The organism is Leucobacter sp. VD1 (assembly GCF_037150695.1).
Taxonomy (GTDB): Bacteria; Actinomycetota; Actinomycetes; order Actinomycetales; family Microbacteriaceae; genus Leucobacter.
The window spans coordinates 905,980-922,188 of the sequence record NZ_JBBCPO010000001.1; the positions used below are offsets into that span (position 1 = coordinate 905,980).

Here is a 16,209-nt window from a genome sequence, read left to right on the forward strand (position 1 = left end):
CTGTCTTTCTGAGGGCGTGTCAAAAGCCGGGGATAAGACGAACGAGCAGGTCGATCATCCAGATTCCTACGAAGGGTGCAATCACACCTCCGAGTCCATAGATGGCGAGGTTGCGTCCGAGAATGCTCGACGCATTTCCCGCCCGGTACTTCACGCCGCGCAGCGCAAGCGGGATCAGGAAGACGATCACGATGGCGTTGAAGATGATCGCCGACAGCACCGCCGAGGCCGGCGAATGCAGTCCCATAATGTTCAGCGCCGCGAGTTGCGGGAACACACCCATGAACATGGCCGGGATGATCGCGAAGTACTTCGCGAGGTCGTTCGCAATCGAGAACGTCGTGAGCGCTCCGCGGGTGATCAGCAGCTGCTTGCCGATCCGCACAACGTCGATGAGCTTTGACGGGTCGCTATCGAGGTCGACCATGTTCCCGGCCTCTTTCGCAGCCGAAGTGCCGGAGTTCATAGCCACTCCGACATCCGCCTGCGCGAGCGCAGGCGCATCGTTGGTGCCGTCGCCGGTCATCGCAACGAGGTTGCCGCCCTCCTGCTCCTGACGGATGTAGGCGAGCTTGTCTTCCGGGGTGGCCTCGGCGAGGAAGTCGTCCACGCCTGCCTCTGCAGCGATCGCAGCGGCAGTGAGCGGGTTGTCCCCAGTGATCATTACTGTGCGGATCCCCATTGCCCGCATCTCGGCAAACTTCGCCGGCAACCCCTCCTTGACGACATCCTTCAAATGCACGACACCGAGGATGCGCCCGGCACCGGTCGCATCTTTGGTGGCAACTACGAGCGGGGTGCCACCGGACTGGGAAATGCGCTCGATATACGCATCAAGCTCAGCAACCAGAGACGACGCCGGCGAGTTTCCATCGGCTGCGACCCAAGCCAGCACAGCGGAGCCGGCGCCCTTCCGGATCTGAGTACCGTCTGGCAGGTCCAGGCCCGACATGCGGGTCTGCGCCGTGAACGGGATGATCTCACCGGCCGTGTTCCGGTCGAAGGCTCCCTGCTGCTGCTCGGCGAGTTCGACAATCGATACACCTTCTGGGGTCGGGTCCGCCAACGACGACAGTGCGGCAGCCAGGATCAACTCCTGCTCCTGCACGCCGCCGAGGCGCACAAACTCACTGGCGCGCCGATTCCCGTGGGTGATGGTGCCGGTCTTGTCCAGCAGCAGCGTGGTGACATCGCCTGCGGCTTCAACTGCACGCCCGGACATCGCCAGCACATTACGCTGCACGAGCCGGTCCATCCCGGCGATTCCGATCGCGCTGAGGAGCGCTCCGATCGTCGTCGGGATCAAGCACACCACGAGCGCGACCAGCACGGTAACGCTCACTGGAGCGGCCGCGTAGGAGGCAATCGGGTTCAGGGTCAGTGCGACAATGACGAAGATGATCGACAGGGACGCTAGCAGAATGTTCAGCGCGATCTCATTCGGAGTCTTCTGACGTGACGCGCCTTCGACGAGGGAGATCATCCGATCCACGAATGTCTCACCCGGCCTTGAGGTGATGCGCACGACGATCCGATCCGACAGCACCCGGGTGCCGGCGGTGACGGCAGAGCGATCACCACCAGATTCACGCACCACCGGGGCGGACTCGCCCGTGATCGCTGACTCATCCACCGAGGCGATACCCCACACGATGTCGCCGTCGCCAGGAATCAGCTCTCCGGCCGTGACGACAACGACATCACCGAGGGTGAGATCTGCAGATGATATCTGCGTCGTCGCGGCCCGCTCCGCGGCAGCATCCGCCTTCGGATCGTAGCTCGCGACGCGGTTGGCGATCGTGCTGGCGCGGGTCTTCCGCAGGGTTTCCGCCTGCGCTTTGCCACGGCCCTCTGCGACCGATTCGGCGAGGTTCGCGAACAAGACGGTGAGCCACAGCCACCCTGCGATCGCGCCCGTGAACGACCACGGCACGACTGTGCCGCCGGATTGCGCCGGGCCACCGGTGAATGGCTCGGCAATTGCGAGGATGGTGGTGAGTGCGGCACCCACCCAAACGAGGAACATGACGGGGTTGCGCCATTGTTCTGCGGGGTTGAGCTTGCGGAACGCGCCGGGCAGGGCTGCCCGAACGTGTTCCCAGGTGAACCCGCCCTGTGAGGTGGGGGCAACCGTCGTGGTCGGAGGTGTTTCAGTCATGATGGACATGGTTTACATCAGCCCTTCCGCTAGCGGACCTAGCGCGAGAACGGGGAAGAAGGTCAGTGCGGACACGAGGATCGTGACCGCACACAGCAGCCCGATGAACATCGGACGGTGCGTGGGGAGGGTCCCGGAGGTCGTGGGGACCTTGTTCTGGGCAGCGAGCGAGCCCGCAAGGGCAAGAACGAACACGATCGGCACGAAGCGACCCAGCAGAATCGCGAGCCCCAAGGTGATGTTGAGCCACGGCGTGTTCGCGGTGAGACCGGCGAACGCGGAACCGTTGTTGTTCGCCGCGGATGTGAAGGCGTACAGCAGCTCTGACATGCCGTGGATTCCCGGGTTCCAGATCGACGTGCTCTCCACCTCGTCCCGGATACCGGGGATCGCGAAGCTCAGCGCCGTGCCCGTGAGAACCAGGGTGGGCATCACCAGGATGGAGAGGGCAGCGAGCTTAATCTCCCGCGGGCCGATCTTCTTGCCGAGGTATTCCGGGCTGCGTCCAATCAGCAGGCCCGAGATGAACACGGCGATAACCGCGAGAATGAGCATCGCGTACAGACCGGAGCCCACACCGCCGGGGGTAACCTCGCCGAGCATCATGTTCAGCATCGGCATCATCCCGCCCAACGCGGTGAACGAGTCGTGCATGGAGTTCACCGCCCCGGTAGAGGTTCCGGTGCTGGTGGTGGCGAACAGTGTCGACCCGACGATCCCGAATCGCTGTTCCTTTCCTTCCATGGCACCTCCGGCGAGTTCCGGAGCGGTGCCCATAGCCGCAGATTCCAGTGCGGTGAGGATGCCGAACGATGCAACGTAGAGCATCGCCATGACCGAGAGGATCGCGTAGCCCTGACGGTTGTCGCCCACGATCCGGCCGAAGGTGCGGGGGAGTGAGAACGGGATCACGAGCATCAGCAGCACTTGGAACACGTTTGTCCAGGGGCTGGGGTTCTCGAAGGGATGGGAGGAGTTCGCGTTGAAGAACCCGCCGCCGTTGGTGCCCAGGAGCTTGATGGCTTCCTGCGATGCCGTCGGACCACCGGGGATCGTCTGGTGAGCGCCGGTGAGTGTCGTGACGGTGGTGAAGCCGTTGAAGTTCTGGATCACTCCGCCAATCATCAGCACGATCGCGCCGATCACCGCGATCGGGAGCAGGATGCGGAGCGTGCCGCGGATCAAATCGACCCAGAAGTTCCCGATCGTGCCCGAGCGGCGATACGCGAATCCGCGCACCAGTGCGATCGCGACCGCGATACCCACCGCGGCCGAGACGAAGTTCTGCACCGCGAGGCCCGCGAACTGGACGGTGTATCCGACGGTGAGTTCCGGGGAGTACGACTGCCAGTTCGTGTTGCCCACGAATGATGCCGCTGTGTTGAACGACAGATGCTCAGACGGGGCCGGAAGACCCAGCGAGTATGGGAGCCACTGCTGGAGGCGCTGCAGCCCGTAGACGATGAGGAGGCCGACTGCGGAGAAGGCGAGGACGCTGCGCAGGTAGGCCTGCCAGGTCTGCTCGGCAGCGGAGTCGACACCGATGATCTTGTAGACCCCGCGTTCGACTTTCCAATCTTTGCGGGAGGTGTACACCCAGGCCATGTAGTCACCGAAGGGGCGATACAGCACTCCAAGGATGATGGCGACGGTGGCGAGAACGAGAAGCGGTGAGAGCCACGCCATCAGAAGCGCTCCGGTTTCACGAGTGCGACAACAAGATACGCAATCGCCGCAACCCCGAGACAGGCAGCGAGAAGTTCACTGACGATCACAGTTTCTCCACCGCCTTCCCCAGCAGCCCCAAGAAGAGGAACAAGGCGATCACGCCCAGCACGAAGACGATGTCAAGCACAGCAAGCTCCATTCAGATAACAGGCGACAGCAGATCCGCTGGCCTCGCGGCCCGGAACAGCGGGCGCGATTCCCGATCAAACACCCGCTCCCACCCCGGAAACATGCGTCCCTACAGAACCCATACGGGGATCGGACTGACCCTGACGGGCGCCTAACAAACTGGCGCGCGGTGAGCACCGTGAGCACGCAGACCGGGGTTTCCTCCCCGACTGATGCGCAGTCCCACGGGTTCTGGTGAGAGAAGCCACCGCGTACGCCATGCGGGGGCCTTCGTCGTTTCTCAGGTGGCCTCGCCTCACCCGGTAGAATCGTGGGGTTAGTGCTTCCGTCTCGAAGGAGTGTGCCCCTGTGGCCGATGGCTTCTCCCTGTTCACCGATCGCTCGATCGTCGCTATGCGCGTCAACGGCGAGCTCAAGGATCTCGCGACGACGGTCTCAGAGACGGACACTGTCGAGCCTGTCGCGATCGATTCGGAAGACGGGCTCAATATTCTGCGTCACTCCGCGGCGCACGTGCTTGCGCAGGCGGTGCAGCGCATCAACCCGGAGACGAAGCTCGGCATCGGTCCGCCCATCACCGACGGTTTCTACTACGACTTCGACCCGGCCGAGCCGTTCACCCCTGAAGATCTGAAGGCGATCTCTGCGGAGATGCAGAAGATCGTGAAGCAGGGTCAGCGTTTTGTGCGTCGCGTGGTGACCGAGGCTGAGGCCCGCGAGGAGCTTGCGAACGAGCCATACAAGCTTGAGCTGATCGGGCTGAAAGGCGGGGCGGATCAGGGCTCCGACAACGAGAGCGTTGAGGTTGGCGGCGCCGAGCTCACCATCTACGACAATGTCGATCCGAAGACCGGCGAACTGTGTTGGAAGGATCTGTGCCGCGGCCCGCATGTGCCGAGCACTCGCGTCATCGGCAATGGCTGGGCGCTGATGCGTTCGGCGGGTGCCTACTGGCGCGGCAGCGAGAAGAACCCGATGCTGCAACGCATCTATGGCACTGCATGGCCCACGAAGGACGAGCTGCGCGAGTATCAGACCCGGCTGGAGGAGGCGGCGAAGCGCGACCACCGTAAGCTGGGTGTTGAGCTCGACCTGTTCAGCTTCCCCGATGAGATCGGCTCGGGGCTTGCGGTGTTCCACCCGAAGGGCGGCATCATCCGCCACGAGATCGAGACGTTCATGCGCAGCGAGCTGCTCAAGAACGGCTACGAGGTGGTCAACAGCCCGCACATCACCAAGGGCACGCTGTTTGAGACGAGCCAGCACCTCAACTGGTACAAGGACGGCATGTTCCCGGCGATGCACCTCGACGAGGTGACCGACGGCGAGGGCCACGTGGTCAAGCAGGGCCAGGACTACTACCTGAAGCCCATGAATTGTCCGTTCCACAACCTCATCTTCCGGGCTCGCGCCCGCAGCTACCGCGAGTTGCCGTTGCGTCTGGCCGAGTTCGGCACGGTGTATCGCTACGAGAAGAGCGGCACGCTTTCGGGGCTCACCCGTGTGCGCGGTTTGACCCAGGACGACGCGCACATCTACGTCACCGATGAGCAGGTGAAAGACGAGATCAAGCGCCAGCTGGAGTTCGTCTTCGCGACGCTGCGCGCCTATGGCCTTGATGATTTCTACCTCGAGCTTTCGACCCGGGATCCCGAGAAGTCGGTGGGCACCGAGGAGCAGTGGGCTGTCGCCGAGCAGACGCTTCGCGAGGTGGGTGAGGAGTCGGGTCTTGAGCTGGTCGCCGATCCCGGCGGGGCTGCGTTCTACGGGCCGAAGATCTCGGTGCAGGCGCGTGACGCGATCGGCCGCACGTGGCAGCTCTCAACGGTGCAGCTCGACTTCAACCAGCCCGAACTGTTCGAGCTTGAGTATGCTGCAGCCGATGGCACGCGCAAGCAGCCGGTGATGATTCACCGCGCTCTGCTCGGCTCGGTGGAACGCTTCTTCGCGATCCTGCTGGAGCACTATGCCGGGGCGTTCCCGGTGTGGCTGTCGCCCGTGCAGGTGGTCGGCATTCCTGTTGCCGAGCAGTACGGCGAGTATCTCGACGGTGTGATTGCGCAGCTGCGCGAGCGCGGCGTGCGCGCTGAGGTGGATCACGGCGACGACCGCATGCCGAAGAAGATTCGCACGCACACCAAGGCGAAGGTGCCGTTCCAGCTCATCGCGGGCGAGGACGACCGAGCCGCGGGTGCGGTGAGCTTCCGCTTCCGCGACGGCTCGCAGCTGAACGGTGTGCCTGTTGCTGAGGCCGTTGAGCGGATCGTGCGCGCGATCGAGACCCACGAGCAGGTGTCGACGGCGTGGACCGAGTAGAGACCCTGGGCGAGACCGCAGCCGTCGGCACCCCCGACGGGATGCAGCGGCTGTGGGTGCCGCATCGCATGGTCTATGTGCAGGATCACCACCAGCCAGATCGCAGCGACTGCCCGTTCTGCGCGGCTCCGGCGCGCAGCGACGAGGACGCCCTCATCGTGGCGCGGGGAAGAACGGCCTATGTGCTGCTCAATCTGTTTCCGTACAACACCGGGCACATGCTGGTGTGCCCGTATCGCCACATCTCGCAATACGACGAGGCGACCGCTGAGGAGGTCGCCGAGATCGGTGCTCTCACCCAAACCGCGATGCGGGTGGCTCGAGAGGTGTTGGGCTGCGACGGCTTCAATATCGGCATGAATCAGGGCGAGATTGCGGGGGCGGGGATCGCGGCGCACCTGCACCAGCACATCGTGCCGCGCTGGGCTTCCGATGCGAACTTCTTCCCGATCATTGCGAAGACGAAGGCGCTGCCGCAGTTGCTCGGCGATGTGCGCGCGTCGATCGCCGCCGCCTGGCCCGTGGACCCTGGGCCGGCGATCTAGGCCGAACCTAGAATGATCTACTGAACTTCAACCGACAGGAACAGGAGCTCCCGTGTCCGGACACTCCAAGTGGGCGACCACGAAGCATAAGAAGGCGATCATCGACTCGCGTCGAGCAAAGGCTTTCGCCAAGTACATCAAGGTGATCGAGGTTGCCGCGCGGATCGGCGGCGCCGATCTCTCGGGCAATCCCGCCCTCGCCGACGCCGTGCACAAGGCCAAGAAGAACTCGGTGCCCGGTGACAACATCGAGCGCGCTATCAAGCGCGGTGCCGGCCTTGACGGTGACGCCGTCGAGTACATGACGATCATGTACGAAGGCTACGGCCCGAACGGTGTCGCCCTCATGATCGAGTGCCTCACCGACAACAAGAACCGCGCTGCGGCCGAGGTGCGCACGGCGCTCAGCCGCAATGGCGGTACCCTCGCCGATCCCGGAAGCGTCGCGTACAACTTCGCGCGCAAGGGCGTGCTCACCGTTCCTGCGGCGAACACCACCGAAGACGACGTGCTCATGGCCGTGCTCGACGCCGGTGCCGAAGAGGTCGTGCCCACCCCGAACGGCGAAGCCTTCGAGGTGTTCACCGAAGCCTCCGATCTCGTCGCCGCGCGCACGGCGCTCGTCGAGGCAGGCATCGACTACGAATCGGCCGAGGCCGAGTTCGTGCCGAACCTCAAGGTCGAGATCGACGCCGACACTGCGCGCAAGGTGTTCCGCCTGATCGACGCCCTTGAAGACAGTGACGATGTGCAGAACGTCTTCTCGAATTTCGACCTGTCTGCCGAGGTGCAGGCCGAGCTCGCGAACGACGAGTAGCTCGCAATGCTCTGCGGCGACGGCCGGGCACTCGGCACTTCCGATGCCCGGCCGTCGCCGTCTTCACTCCACCGATCGATCGAAGGGCCACCGTTATGCGCATCATCGGTATCGACCCTGGTCTGACGCGCTGCGGTGTTGGCATCGTCACCGCAGGCCCTTCCCGCAAGGTGACGTTCGAGCATGTCGAGGTGCTGCGCAGCTCGGCTGATATGCCGCTGCCAGAGCGGCTGCATCGCATCGGCTCGAGTATCGCCCGCCTCCTTGACGGGGAGCAGCCCGCCGGTATCGCGCTGGAGCGCGTGTTCGCGCAGGATAACGTCGCGAGCGTGATGGGGGTTGCGCAGATCAGCGGCGTGGTCATGTTTCTTGCGCAGGAGCGGGGGATCCCGGTCGCCCTCTACACCCCGAACGAGGTGAAGGCGCAGGTGACCGGCTATGGAAGCGCCGACAAGGCGCAGGTGACCACGATGGTGACGCGGCTGCTGGGGCTCGCGGCCCCGCCGAAGCCGGCGGACGCCGCCGACGCACTCGCCCTCGCGATCACGCACGCCTGGCATTTGGGCCGCGGCGGGGCGGCTCAGCGCATGGAGCGTTTCGATGCGCCGGTTGCGGGCCCCAGCGGTGAGACCCCGGCACAGCGGGCATGGCGAGAGGCCGAGTCGAAGCTCGGCCGGCGGCGCGGCGCGCGATCCTAATCGGATCCGCGATCCTGATGCGTCCTGCTCGTCTCAGCACGCGTGGCGACCTTCCTCGGGTTCATCGCGGCGACCCCCTGGCGTGTCTGCATCAGAGGCCGTGTCGGGGAGCACGATCGGCAGCGTGATGGTGCCGGTCTGCAGGGCTTCATCGATTGCCTGCTCCACCTGGCGTTGGCGGCGCAGCCGCACCCTGCTCAGGGCGCGCTGCTCTGGCAGGCTCCATCCGAAGCGCACGGCGAGCAGGCGCACCGCCGTGGTGACCGCCACGCAGACGATGCCGCTGATCACCACGGGCACCTCGAAAGCGAGCAGCACGGCGAGCACCGAGACACCCACGAGACTCGCGACCGCGTAGAGCGAACCGACGTGCATCACGGCGATCGGAAGATTGAGCATCACATCGCGCAGAGCGCCACCGCCGACGGCAGAGACCACGCCGATGAACAGCGCTGGCACGAGCGGCAGATCCATGGCGAGGGCTTTGGTGGCGCCGATCGCGCCGAACATGCCGATGCCGAGCGCGTCGAGCAGGGAGATGAGGGGGTCGAGGCGGCGGAACAGCCGCGGCAGCAGCATGCCGAGCAGCGCCGCGCCCACTGCGACGATCAGGTAGAGGTTGTTCGAGAACGCTGCAGGGGTGACGCCGAGCAGCATGTCGCGCAGCAGGCCGCCGCCGATGCCCGTTGCGACACCGATGAACGCGACGCCGAGCATGTCGATCCGTTTGAAGCCGGCCGCGAAGAGGGCACCCTGCAGGCTGCCCGCGGCCACCGCGACGAGGTCTGCGGCGAGCGGCGTCTGGAAGGTCTGGTCGAGCACTCCTCTATTCTCGCGCACCGTGGGAGCTCACGGCTGGGGCGGCGCGGTTTTGGGCAGATGGCGGATCGCGGGTCGGAGCGCACACGCTCGCTCGGGCCCCCGGTGCACGATCCCGTGCCGCCGCACTCGGCCTCTGCCCCTTCTGATGCGAGAATAGTGGGGTGCCCCTCTACCGTGAAGCAGGCGTCGTGCTGCGCACCCACAAGCTGGGCGAGGCCGACCGCATCGTCACGATGTTGACGCGCGGTCGCGGGCTGTTGCGCGCTGTGGCGAAAGGGGTGCGCCGTACCTCTTCGAAGTTTGGTGCCCGGCTTGAGCCGTTCATGGTTGCCGATATCCAGTGCTTTGAGGGGCGCAGCCTCGACACCATCACGCAGGCTGAGACGCTGGGCGCCTACGGTCCCGCGATCAGCGCCGACTACGACCGCTACCGTGCCGGCTGTGTGATCGTTGAAACTGCTGAGCGTCTCGCCGAGGGCGCACCGTCGCGTGAGCAGTACGCGCTGCTTGTGGGGGCGCTGCGCACGCTCGCGACAGCGAAGATTCCCCCGGAGCTCGTGCGCGACGGCTATCTGCTGCGCGCGATGAGTCTCGCGGGGTGGACCCCCGGCTTCGACAGCTGCGTCAACTGCGGCACCTCCGGCCCGCACACCGCGGTCGCGGTGCAGCTGGGCGGGGTGACCTGCCAGGCCTGCCGACTGCAGGGCACACCCCGGCTCGACCCTGGGTCGATCTCACTGCTCGCAGCGCTGCTCGCAGGCGACTGGGATGCCTCGCTCGCGAGCGGCGAACGGGAGCGCGGCCAAGCTGCCGAGATCGCGGCGGCCTACACCCAGTTCCATCTCGAACGCGGGCTGCGCTCCTTCAACGCCCGCCGCTAATAGACTTTCACCCATGCATCACGCCCCGGACAGCCTGGTCCCCGTCGATTGGACAGGCGAGCAGCCGCCCGCCTTCACCGGCCCACCTCCGCAGCATGTGGCGATCGTGATGGATGGCAACGGCCGCTGGGCGAACCGCCGCGGGTTGCCGCGCGTCGAGGGTCACCGCATGGGGGAGCAGGCGCTGCTCGACGTGGTCGCCGGTGCCGTGCAGGCCGGAGTGAAGCACCTCAGCGTCTACGCGTTCTCGACCGAGAACTGGCGCCGTTCGCCCGACGAGGTGCGCTTCTTGATGGGCTTCAACCGCGATGTGCTGCGTCGCCGCCGCGCGCAGCTCGACGCGTGGAACGTGCGGATGCGCTGGGCGGGCCGGCGGCCGCGACTGTGGGGCTCGGTCATCAGCGAGTTGAAGGCCTCGGAGCGCGCAACCGCCGACAACACGGGACTGACGCTTACCATGTGCGTCAACTACGGCGGTCGCAACGAGCTCACCGATGCGGTGCGGGCGGTTGCGGCGGAGGTCGAGGCCGGCCGCCTCACCTCGCGCGGCATCACCGAGCGCACGATCGAGCGCCACCTGTATGTGCCTGAGCTACCTGACGTCGATCTGTTTCTGCGCAGCTCGGGGGAGCAGCGCATCAGCAATTTCATGCTGTGGCAGTCGGCCTACGCCGAGATGGTGTTTCTCGACACGCTGTGGCCTGATTTCGGCAGGCAGGAGCTGTGGCGTGCGATCCAGATCTATCACGCGCGCGATCGCCGCTTCGGCGGCGCCGTCGACCAACCCTCCTGAGCAACCTCACAGCAGGGCGGCCTACACGGGGCAGCACTGACGGGGCGAAGCGATGAATAGTGAGAGAATGGGGTGGTTATGACTCCTCAGACTCTGACTGGTTCGCCGCTATGCATCGGACCGCTCCAGCTCGATGTGCCCGTGGTGCTGGCACCCATGGCAGGTATCACCAACACTGCCTTCCGCAGGCTCTGCCGCGAATACGGCGCCGGCCTCTACGTGAGCGAGATGATCACCAGCCGTGCCCTCGTCGAGCGCACTCCGGCCTCGCTGCGACTGATCAAGCATCACGAGAGCGAAACTCCGCGTTCGATTCAGCTCTACGGGGTCGATCCGAAGACGGTATCGGAGGCGGTTCGATTCCTCGTCGATCAAGATCTCGCAGACCACATCGACCTGAACTTCGGATGCCCGGTGCCGAAGGTGACGCGGAAGGGCGGCGGATCCGCGCTGCCCTGGAAGCGCGACCTGTTCGAAGCGATCGTGACCGGTGCCGTGCAAGCGGCCGGCGACATCCCGCTCACCGTCAAGATGCGCAAGGGCATCGATCCCGATCACCTCACCTATCTCGACGCGGCGAAGGCCGCAGAGCAGGCGGGGGTAGCAGCAATCGCGCTGCACGGTCGCACGGCGAACGAGTTCTACTCGGGGCACGCCGACTGGAGCGCGATCGCAACGCTCAAGCAGACGATCACCAGCGTGCCGATTCTCGGCAACGGAGACATCTGGTCGGCCAACGACGCGATCCGCATGGTGCGCGAGACCGGCTGCGACGGTGTTGTGGTGGGCCGCGGCTGCCTGGGACGGCCGTGGCTGTTCGGTGATCTCTCCGCTGCGTTCCGCGCAGAGGCGGGGGAGATCAGCCGTGCAGAGGCTGAGGCTTCAATGGCGCGACCCCCGCTGGGCTTCGTGATGGACGCGATGCGTCGCCACACCGAACTGCTCGTCGAGTTCTTTGACGGCGAGGAGGATCGCGCCTGCCGCGACATCCGCAAGCACGTCGCCTGGTACTTCAAGGGTTACGGTGTGGGGGGCGACACCAGGCGCGCGCTCGCGGCGGTCGAGTCGCTGGAACAGATGGATGAGATCTTCGCGACAATGGATGCCGCCATGCCTTACCCGGGCGAGGGCGCCGAAGGTCAGCGCGGCCGCGCCGGCAGCCCGAAGCGAGTACATTTGCCCGACGGCTGGCTCAACAGCCGCACCACCGACCTTGCGGCCCGTGCAATCGTCGCCGAAGCAGAACGCGTCGACGGAGGATCCGACGGTGGCTGAGCCCACACTGCCGGCGGGGTATTCGCCACCCGATGCCGAACGCTTCGTGCCCGAGCAGCACAGCGGCCACCGCAGCGACTTCGCACGAGATCGCGCCCGCGTCCTGCACTCGAGCGGGTGGCGCCGACTCGCCGCCAAAACACAGGTGCTCAGCCCCACCGCCGGCGTCGACTTCGCCCGGAACCGCCTCACCCACTCGCTCGAGGTCGCGCAGATCGGCCGAGAACTCGCGGTAGCACTCGGCATCTCACAAGACGTTGTCGACACAGCATGCCTCGCGCACGACCTGGGGCATCCGCCCTTCGGGCACAACGGTGAGCGGGCGTTAAACGAGTGGATGGCAGACTTCGGCGGCTTCGAGGGCAATGCGCAGACGCTGCGTATTCTCACCCGACTCGAGCCGAAGCACTTCACCGACGACGGTGAAAGCGTCGGACTCAATCTGACGCGAGCCACGCTCGACGCGAGCTGCAAGTATCCGTGGGCATTGTCCGAGGCTGCACCTGGCAGCGCAAAGTTCGGCTACTTCACCGACGACGCACCCGTGTTCGACTGGCTGCGGCGCGGCGCGCCCGAGCGCCGCAAAAGCGTCGAAGCGCAGGTGATGGATCTCTCTGACGACATCGCCTACTCGGTGCACGACTTCGAAGACGCCATCGTCGCCGAGCACATCGATCCGCAGTTTCTCACGGCCCGCTCCGGTCACGGCGCGCTGATCCGCGCCGTCGCCGAATGGGCGGGCGGCAGCTACACCGTCGACGAACTGGGTGCCGCATTCGATCGCATGTCGGAGAGCAGCAACTGGCTCACCAGCTGGGACGGCTCGCGCCGGCACCAGGCGCAGCTCAAGAACTTCACCAGCGACATGATCGGTCGTTTCGCTCGTTTCGCGATCGCCGCAACGCTCGAAGCTGCAGACGGCCGCCCGCTCGCACGCTACGGTGCCGAAATCGTGGTGCCGCGGGAGATCCGCGCTGAGATCGCAGTGCTCAAGGGCGTGGTCGCCGCGTTCGTGATGCAGAGCGGCAGACGTCAACCCACCTACCGTCGGCAGCGCGGGCTGCTCATCGAGCTGCTGCACACGCTGTGGGAGACCGGGGCGCACGAACTCGAACCGGCCTACGCGGCCGATTTGCGCGCGGCCTCCGATGAGGCGACCGCCCGACGAGCCGTGGTGGATCAGGTGGCCTCACTTACCGATCAGTCGGCGATTGCTTGGTACAAGCGCCTCTGCGACGCACCGCTGGCATAACCGGGCGGGGTCGCGGCGGGGAACTGGCTAGACTGCAGCTATGGCAGGGCGGATCAGGGCGAGCGACATCGAGGAAGTGAAGCGCCGCACCAATCTCGCCGATCTGGTGGGTGACTACGTCACGCTGAAGAACGCCGGGATCGACTCGATGAAGGGCCTGTGCCCCTTTCACGACGAGCGCAGCCCGAGTTTCCACGTGCGCCCGGCGCTCGGCTACTACCACTGCTTCGGCTGCGGCGAATCCGGCGACGCCTTCACCTTCCTGCAGCGGATGGATCACCTCTCCTTCTCTGAGTCGGTGGAGCGCCTTGCGGCCCGCATCCACTACGTTCTCACCTATGAAGAGGGCGGCGAACGCCGGCAGGACGGGCCGAACCGCGCGAGGCTGCTCGCTGCGAACCAGGCTGCCGGCGCCTACTACGTCGCCCAGCTGGCGAGCGAGGAGGGCGCGGCGGGCCGTGAGTTCCTATCGCAGCGCGGCTTCGATCCAGCAGCCTGCGAACGCTTCGGCGTCGGCTACGCACCGCGCGGCTGGAACCACCTCACCGATCATCTGCGCCAGCAGGGCTTCACCCCGCAAGAGCTCACCCAGGCCGGGCTCGTCTCCGAAGGGCAACGCGGCATCTACGACCGCTTCCGCGGGCGCGTGGTGTGGCCCATTCGCGACACCAGCGGACAAACGCTCGGTTTCGGTGCCCGCAAACTCTACGACGACGACAACGGCCCTAAGTACCTCAACACGCCCGAGTCGCCGGTGTACCACAAGTCGCAGGTGCTCTACGGGCTCGATCTCGCGAAGAAGGCGATCTCGCGCGGCAAGCGCGCCATCGTGGTCGAGGGCTACACCGATGTGATGGCCTGCCACCTCGCAGGCGAGGAAGCAGCGGTCGCCACCTGTGGCACCGCCTTCGGCAAAGATCACATCGCGGTGCTGCGCCGCATCATGGGCGACGACGCCGCGGGCGAGGTCGTGTTCACCTTCGACCCCGATGAGGCCGGCCAGAAGGCCGCGCTGCGAGCGTTCAGCGAGGAGAAGCGCTTCACCGCGCAAACCTATGTGGCCGTCGCTCCCGGCGGCCTCGACCCCTGCGATCTGCGGCTGCACCGCGGTGACGACGCCGTGCGCGAACTCTTCACGCGCAAGACGCCGCTGTTCGAGTTCGCGCTGAAACAGGCGGTGTCCCGCTTCGACCTCAACAGCGTCGAAGGGCGCGTAAACGGGCTGCGCGCCGCCGCGCCCATCATCGCCGAGATCAAAGATCCCTCGCTGCGCCCCGGGTACACGCGAGAACTCGCACGAATGCTCGGCAGTGAACTTGCAGAGGTGCAGCAGGCGGTGCGCGCGGCCGAGCGGAACCCGCGAGGGCGCGGCGGATCCGCCCCCACAACCGAACAGGCGCAGCCGGGCACCGGCTCGCAGCCCGAACCCGCACGCCCGCGCATCGGGCTATCTTCACTGCGCAATGCTCCGACGACCTGGCTCGAACGCGACGCCCTCATGGCGATGCTGCAGCAGAGCGAGGCCGTCGGCGCAGACCTGCTGCAGCAGGCCGTCACTGCACAGGTGAGCGAGCCGAATCTGCGCGTGGTGCGCGATGCCATCGCGGAGGCACTGCCGGCACTCGGCACGCAGGCCTGGCTCGACACCGTCATCGGATCCGCCCCAGAAAGCCACCGTGGCCTCGTGCGCGAGCTCGCAATCGCTCCCGTGCCGCAGCGCAAACCCGAGCTGATTGCCGCCTACGCCCGCGACGTGGTGATTTCGCTGCTCGACCGCGACCTGCTCGCCCTCAAGCAAGAACTGCTGGCACGCCACCAGCGCATCGGCGACGCGGCAGACCCCGGCGCGCGCCGCATCCAGCAGCAACTCGTTGCCCTCGAGGCTGCGCGACGCGGGCTCCGCGAAGAGTAAGATCGTCAACCATGGCACACCCCGTACTCGACGCTCATCCGACGGTACAGGTCTCCGACCTTTCGCTCGCATATCCGGCGCACGCCGGCGGGCGCGCATTCCAAGCGGTCGAGGGGGTCAGCTTCGAGGTGGCCCGCGGCGAGGTCGTCGGGCTGCTCGGCGAGAGCGGATCCGGCAAGTCGACGCTCACCAAGTTTCTCGCCGGCCGCGCCGCCGACGCCGGTGAGAAAGCCGCCCGCATCAAGCTCACCGGCGGTGCCGCCACCGTCTTCGACGTGCCCATGCGACGTCTGAGCCGAAGCACCCGCTCCCGCCTCACCGCCTACGTCGGCCACCTTGCACAGGATGCCGGCGCAACGCTCACCCCCGAGCTGAACGTCGGCGACATCCTCTTCGAGCCGATCGCTGAGCGCAGCAAGCACTTCGACCGCGAAGCCCTGGGCGAGCGCATCGCCGAGATGATGGATATCGTCGCGCTGCCCCTCGCGAAGCTGCAGGAATACCCCTACGAACTCTCGAAAGGTCAGCGCCAGCGTGTCGCCGTGATGCGTTCGCTGATGCTCGATCCGGCCCTGCTCATCGCCGACGAGCCCACGCTCGGCGTCGACGCCAATAACAGGCCCAAGATCGTCGAACTGTTGCGCTGGTACCGCGAGCGCACCGGCGCCACGATGCTGCTCATCAGCCACGACATCGGCATGCTCGAAGCGCTCGTGCAGGAGGTGATCGTCATGCAGCACGGCCACATGGTGGGGCAGGGCGACATCAACGAGATCTTCCGCCACGCAGATCACGGCTACGTGCAGCGGCTCGCGCAGGCGCTGCGGGCCACCGCATACGACGAGATCGCAGACGACTAGACACCTCCGGCCGCGCCTCGCCC

Annotated in this window: 14 protein-coding genes; 10 read left to right on the plus strand and 4 right to left on the minus strand. The window is 65.9% G+C overall.

Going from position 1 to position 16,209, the window contains the following annotated elements:
- Nucleotides 1–19: 19 nt before the first annotated feature.
- The 3 genes from kdpB to WFL22_RS12420 are packed head-to-tail and all read right to left on the minus strand — an operon-like array spanning nucleotide 20 to nucleotide 3,933.
- The gene (gene kdpB, locus WFL22_RS04230; protein ID WP_442918410.1) at nucleotides 20–2,167 is read right to left on the minus strand and encodes a potassium-transporting ATPase subunit KdpB; all 2,148 of its coding nucleotides are present in this window, start codon (nucleotides 2,165–2,167) and stop codon (nucleotides 20–22) included.
- Nucleotides 2,168–2,170: 3 nt separating this feature from the next.
- Nucleotides 2,171–3,844 (minus strand): potassium-transporting ATPase subunit KdpA, encoded by a 1,674-nt coding sequence (kdpA, locus tag WFL22_RS04235; RefSeq protein ID WP_336991603.1) that lies wholly within the window; start codon nucleotides 3,842–3,844, stop codon nucleotides 2,171–2,173.
- On the minus strand, nucleotides 3,844–3,933 hold the full coding sequence (locus tag WFL22_RS12420) for a potassium-transporting ATPase subunit F (RefSeq protein WP_336650978.1): 90 nt from the start codon (nucleotides 3,931–3,933) through the stop codon (nucleotides 3,844–3,846). Before WFL22_RS12420 ends, kdpA begins: the two co-directional genes overlap by 1 nt.
- Before the next feature lie 475 nt (nucleotides 3,934–4,408).
- On the opposite strand from WFL22_RS12420, the gene thrS reads away from it, so the two are divergent.
- The 4 genes from thrS to ruvC all read left to right on the plus strand — a co-directional run bounded on the left by thrS (nucleotide 4,409) and on the right by ruvC (nucleotide 8,391).
- The gene (thrS, locus tag WFL22_RS04240; RefSeq protein ID WP_336991804.1) at nucleotides 4,409–6,331 is read left to right on the plus strand and encodes a threonine--tRNA ligase; all 1,923 of its coding nucleotides are present in this window, start codon (nucleotides 4,409–4,411) and stop codon (nucleotides 6,329–6,331) included.
- Between the two features lie 41 nt (nucleotides 6,332–6,372).
- On the plus strand, nucleotides 6,373–6,876 hold the full coding sequence (locus tag WFL22_RS04245) for an HIT family protein (protein ID WP_336991805.1): 504 nt from the start codon (nucleotides 6,373–6,375) through the stop codon (nucleotides 6,874–6,876).
- A gap of 52 nt (nucleotides 6,877–6,928) precedes the next feature.
- A complete protein-coding gene (locus tag WFL22_RS04250; RefSeq protein ID WP_336650977.1) occupies nucleotides 6,929–7,693 on the plus strand; it encodes a YebC/PmpR family DNA-binding transcriptional regulator in 765 nt (254 codons plus the stop codon).
- Nucleotides 7,694–7,788: 95 nt separating this feature from the next.
- Nucleotides 7,789–8,391 (plus strand): crossover junction endodeoxyribonuclease RuvC, encoded by a 603-nt coding sequence (ruvC, locus tag WFL22_RS04255; RefSeq protein ID WP_336650976.1) that lies wholly within the window; start codon nucleotides 7,789–7,791, stop codon nucleotides 8,389–8,391.
- 33 nt (nucleotides 8,392–8,424) lie between these two features.
- Here the strand turns inward: ruvC and WFL22_RS04260 are convergent, their stop codons facing one another.
- Nucleotides 8,425–9,213 (minus strand): trimeric intracellular cation channel family protein, encoded by a 789-nt coding sequence (locus tag WFL22_RS04260; protein ID WP_336650975.1) that lies wholly within the window; start codon nucleotides 9,211–9,213, stop codon nucleotides 8,425–8,427.
- A 161-nt stretch (nucleotides 9,214–9,374) separates the two neighbouring features.
- Between WFL22_RS04260 and recO the strand changes: the two genes are divergently transcribed.
- The 6 genes from recO (at nucleotide 9,375) to WFL22_RS04290 (ending at nucleotide 16,186) form a co-directional block, all read left to right on the plus strand.
- The gene (gene recO, locus WFL22_RS04265; protein WP_336991604.1) at nucleotides 9,375–10,094 is read left to right on the plus strand and encodes a DNA repair protein RecO; all 720 of its coding nucleotides are present in this window, start codon (nucleotides 9,375–9,377) and stop codon (nucleotides 10,092–10,094) included.
- Between the two features lie 13 nt (nucleotides 10,095–10,107).
- Nucleotides 10,108–10,887, plus strand: a complete 780-nt coding sequence (locus WFL22_RS04270; protein WP_336650973.1) for an isoprenyl transferase — start codon at nucleotides 10,108–10,110, stop codon at nucleotides 10,885–10,887.
- A 78-nt stretch (nucleotides 10,888–10,965) separates the two neighbouring features.
- Entirely contained in the window at nucleotides 10,966–12,162 is a 1,197-nt protein-coding gene (dusB, locus tag WFL22_RS04275; protein WP_336991606.1) for a tRNA dihydrouridine synthase DusB, read from the plus strand.
- Nucleotides 12,155–13,414, plus strand: coding sequence for a deoxyguanosinetriphosphate triphosphohydrolase (locus WFL22_RS04280; protein WP_336991608.1), 1,260 nt, complete (start codon nucleotides 12,155–12,157; stop codon nucleotides 13,412–13,414). Before dusB ends, WFL22_RS04280 begins: the two co-directional genes overlap by 8 nt.
- 40 nt (nucleotides 13,415–13,454) lie before the next feature.
- Nucleotides 13,455–15,326 carry a DNA primase gene (gene dnaG, locus WFL22_RS04285; RefSeq protein WP_336991610.1) on the plus strand — a complete coding sequence of 624 codons (1,872 nt, stop codon included), beginning with the start codon at nucleotides 13,455–13,457 and terminating at the stop codon, nucleotides 15,324–15,326.
- Nucleotides 15,327–15,337: 11 nt separating this feature from the next.
- Nucleotides 15,338–16,186, plus strand: coding sequence for an ABC transporter ATP-binding protein (locus tag WFL22_RS04290; protein ID WP_336650969.1), 849 nt, complete (start codon nucleotides 15,338–15,340; stop codon nucleotides 16,184–16,186).
- Nucleotides 16,187–16,209: the final 23 nt, after the last annotated feature.